4 protein-coding genes and 1 pseudogene are annotated in these 3,662 nt (G+C 39.6%); all 5 read left to right on the plus strand.

Annotated features, from left to right (window positions below):
* On the plus strand, positions 1-614 hold a 614-nt coding region (locus tag ACI35L_RS01950), incomplete at its 5' end, for a hypothetical protein (RefSeq protein WP_439802139.1).
* A 43-nt stretch (positions 615-657) separates the two neighbouring features.
* Entirely contained in the window at positions 658-1,107 is a 450-nt protein-coding gene (locus ACI35L_RS01955) for an NUDIX hydrolase (protein ID WP_331456709.1), read from the plus strand.
* A 31-nt stretch (positions 1,108-1,138) separates the two neighbouring features.
* Positions 1,139-1,444: pseudogene (locus ACI35L_RS01960) on the plus strand (YunG family protein).
* Between the two features lie 49 nt (positions 1,445-1,493).
* Complete coding sequence (locus tag ACI35L_RS01965) at positions 1,494-2,750, plus strand: hypothetical protein (RefSeq protein ID WP_439802140.1); 1,257 nt, start codon at positions 1,494-1,496, stop codon at positions 2,748-2,750.
* 169 nt (positions 2,751-2,919) lie between these two features.
* On the plus strand, positions 2,920-3,489 hold the full coding sequence (locus ACI35L_RS01970) for a hypothetical protein (protein WP_439802141.1): 570 nt from the start codon (positions 2,920-2,922) through the stop codon (positions 3,487-3,489).
* Positions 3,490-3,662 lie beyond the last annotated feature (173 nt).

Genomic DNA, 3,662 nt, shown 5'->3' on the forward strand with positions numbered 1-3,662 from the left:
TGACAATGCTGATTGATTTCGTGACCTATAAGTGGATAAGGGTCACATTCCAAACAAGTATTCTTTTGCATGCTTTAGCGGGATTCATCGTTTTTTTGCCTGTCTACGGAATGAATATCTTTTCAGTGATTGCTGGAAGTATCGGGGCATTATGTGCCTGTATCTATGCTTTTAGCTACGCTATTATTAGAAAAAGACGTATTGGATGGGTTCTGCTTCTCATGTTTCCTTTGCTGCTATCGATAAGATTAATCGATTTTACGATAAAGGAAGGCTGGACCGAAGAAAGGACGAATTCATCATTTTCAGCGGAGTTTGAGCGTTTCAATGGAAGAAATGAGATTCCCATTTCATTAAAAAAGGGTGAAGAAATAACGTGTTATTTATCTATTGAGCAAAGCAATGAAGGAGGACATGGGTTTCATGTTTTGGACCCTAAAGGGAAGGCTGTAGGGATGGAAATGATAGAAGAACAAGCGGATACATATGAGGAATATACGAACATTCAATCAGATGTCTTTCAATTCCAGGCAGAATCAGAAGGTACATATCGATTAATTGTCAGAGGGCATGATTTGGAAGGGAAAATAGAGGTCAATTGGGAAATTGATTAACGTCAACCCATAAAAGGATTTTGTTAAAGGTGGATAGAGTCTGGTGGAAATTCTTACTTTTGGCTGCATAGAAGAGAATAAGGAATACATAAGAAGACCAGCCGTTTACGGCATCGTTTTTAATGAACAGAAGGATCAAATCGCCATCATTCAAACAGGTGATGGGAACTGTTTTCTTCCTGGAGGAGGAATCGAATATAAGGAAACGCATGAGGAGTGTATGAAAAGGGAAGCGTTAGAGGAAATGGGGATGGCGATTGAGTTGGGTCCGTTTTTAGGCTGTGCTCAAAGATACTTCTATTCGACCAATGAGTATAAGTACTATCTGAGTGAAGGATTTTTTTATATAGGTGAATTAGGTAAGCGAGTATGTGAACCTACAGAAGAGGATAACTTCCTCATATGGGTTAACCCAGTTGATGCGATTGATCATTTGTTTCATGAACATCAAGCTTGGGCGGTTAAGGAAGCATTAAAAACTTTTGGATGTTGAAGGAGACGGATATTGTACTTGAAGGGTGAGTATAGATGGGAGAGGCGCTCGACGAACGAATACGGTTAGTAAGTATCTCTATCAATCATGGTCGAAATGGCGTGAAGAAAATCAGGCAAAGGGGCAATGCGGAGTGACAGCATTGATGGTAAATAACTAATTAGGAGGAGACATAAAGAAAACGTATCTAAATGATGGATGGCATTATGATAACTTTATTGATGGAAAGCGGTATGATTTTACCGTTTCTCCATTTATAGAAGAAATTGTTTATATGGATATCCCTTCAACAAGATTAGCAGTGTTTATGGATACGAATGAAAGGCAGTCTATTTAATTCAAACAAAGCTTTTTAAGGAATGGTATGGCTATATAAGGAGATGGCGATGGATAAGAGAATTGAAGATTTAATTGAATTTACCAAAGGCAAGTATGGCTTAGATCGCTACTATTTACATAATTGGGATCTTTACCGCAGCATAACCATTTTTAATAAAACGGAATATATACTGAGTATGGAATGGTTTCCTAATCATTTGAAGGAGTGGAATGATGAGGACTATAGCCCAAAGGGGACAGCAAGCATTGAAATAGACATTCATTCAAAAAAGACCCGCAGCGTCATTTTTGTTGGGGGAGTATCCTATGCGGAGAAGATTAGGTTTGATGTAAATGAGAAGAAAGAAATCATTCGGTGGATGGGGAAGGAAACAGGCTTGAACTATGGAGAGCAATTTGAAATCTGGAAGGAGGAAGAGCGAGAGATTCATTTCAAGGAATATATAAATGGCTTTGACGTATCTCCTTCAGGCTATATGGAATGTCATTTTGACGGAGAAGGGAGACTTACGTTCTTTTCTGTTATAGGCGAGTTTCATTTGGAGAATCTCGTGCATGAAGAAACCTATACCCTTACACTTGAGCAGGTTGAGAGTTTGGCTCGTGAACAATTGAGGTTAATCGAACTCCCGAATATGGAGGAAGATAGGATTGTTCCAGCCTATCTCATCGAAGAAATATGGATAAAAAATGATGGTTTGCACACCTTGCCTTTTGAAGGATTAGAGAAATCTCGATGGGAGATGAATACAGTCATAGAGTGGAATCAAACTATCTCACCCCCTTTTCAAAGAAAAAAGATCACGCTGACTGAGGGGGTCACACCAGACCAAGCATTCCAATGCGAACCACACCCTGGTTTGGATCCCATCACGGATGAAGAAAGACAAAAATGTATGGCTGCTATACGTGAATTTCTAAGCCAAGAGTATGCAAAGGATTCTGGGAAATGGATAGTAAAATCGCTGTACCGAGATAATGGCTATATTCAGGCAGCCATTCATTTAGTAGAACAGAAAGAGCGTGTGTTTAAAAGAAAACTAAAGGTATTCATTGACCGGAATACCTATAAAGCAGTGAATTACCTCGATAATAAATGGTTATTTCATGAGTATATGGATTTAAGAGAGTCAGAGGAAATAAAGATTACATATGAGCAAGCATTTGAGAAAATCAAACCCTTCCTAGAGCTGACTCCCTGTTATGTTTATGATGTCGAGCAAGGCGGCTATATCTTATGTGGCAAATTGGATTGTCATTATGAAGTAAATGCCCATACAGGGAATGTAAAGCCAATAGATTAGCAGATAGACAACCGTATTCGAATTTCGTTTGGATACGGTTTTTCATTTGGGAATGGGTGTAAGACTGCGTATTAAAAACAATCAACGTTTGTGAAATAAAGAGCAAAGGGTAGAAGGATAGTATAGACATGGGGCATCTTGTGGAAGGATTTGAAGGGAGGCGATACAGATGGTACAGATTAAAAAGGCAGGTTTGTTAACCCTTTCTGCAAGCTTAATACTGACTGGCTGTATGGCTAGTGCAAAGGATGATCATGAAGAAGGTGATAAGCAGCAGCCTAAACAGGATTACATTGATATGCGGGACGTGGAAAGGGAAGTCGCTGAAATGCAGCCGAAATTGATTGCAAAGGCTTATGAGGAAAAATGGGAGCAGGAAGCGAAGGAACAGGCAGAAAAAGAAGCAAAGGCAAAGGCTGAGGCTGAAGAGAAGGAAAAAGCAGCAAAGGTTGAGGCTGAAGAAAAGGAGAAAGCGGCACAGGCTGAGGAAGAAGAAGAGCAGGAACAAAGCGAACAAGAAGCGAACGATCCGGCTTCTATGACACCTGTTGAAAAAGCACAGTGGGAAAATGCCACATTTGCAGATGTGCATGAACGGGCAAACTATTTGCAGGCACACCCAAATCACTTTAATAATATCGTTTCAGATGCAGACAACAAAGCTTATCTAAATGCACTTGATGACCGTTTGCAAACAAGCGGTGAAATGCAAATGGAGTTTATATTGAACGGACAATAGATTGATTCAAAGGGGGAGCTTTCCCCCCTTTTTCTTAGGCTGTTTTCGTAAACATTTAATCTTATATTCTTCTATTTCATTTGCCAGGGATACCATTTGGCTCTCCAATTCCGAAAGGTGTCCTTGGTAATGAAATAGGATGTCTATATACATATTAAGATTGATGAGATGGC

The organism is Pradoshia sp. (assembly GCF_051873915.1).
In the GTDB taxonomy this organism is placed as follows: domain Bacteria; phylum Bacillota; class Bacilli; order Bacillales; family Pradoshiaceae; genus Pradoshia.

What these genes read in the sequence shown, in the direction of transcription:
- ACI35L_RS01965 (WP_439802140.1), top strand. Translation starts at nt 1,494, where the DNA reads ATGGATAAGAGAATTGAAGATTTAATTGAATTTACCAAAGGCAAGTAT.
- ACI35L_RS01970 (WP_439802141.1), top strand. Translation starts at nt 2,920, where the DNA reads ATGGTACAGATTAAAAAGGCAGGTTTGTTAACCCTTTCTGCAAGCTTA.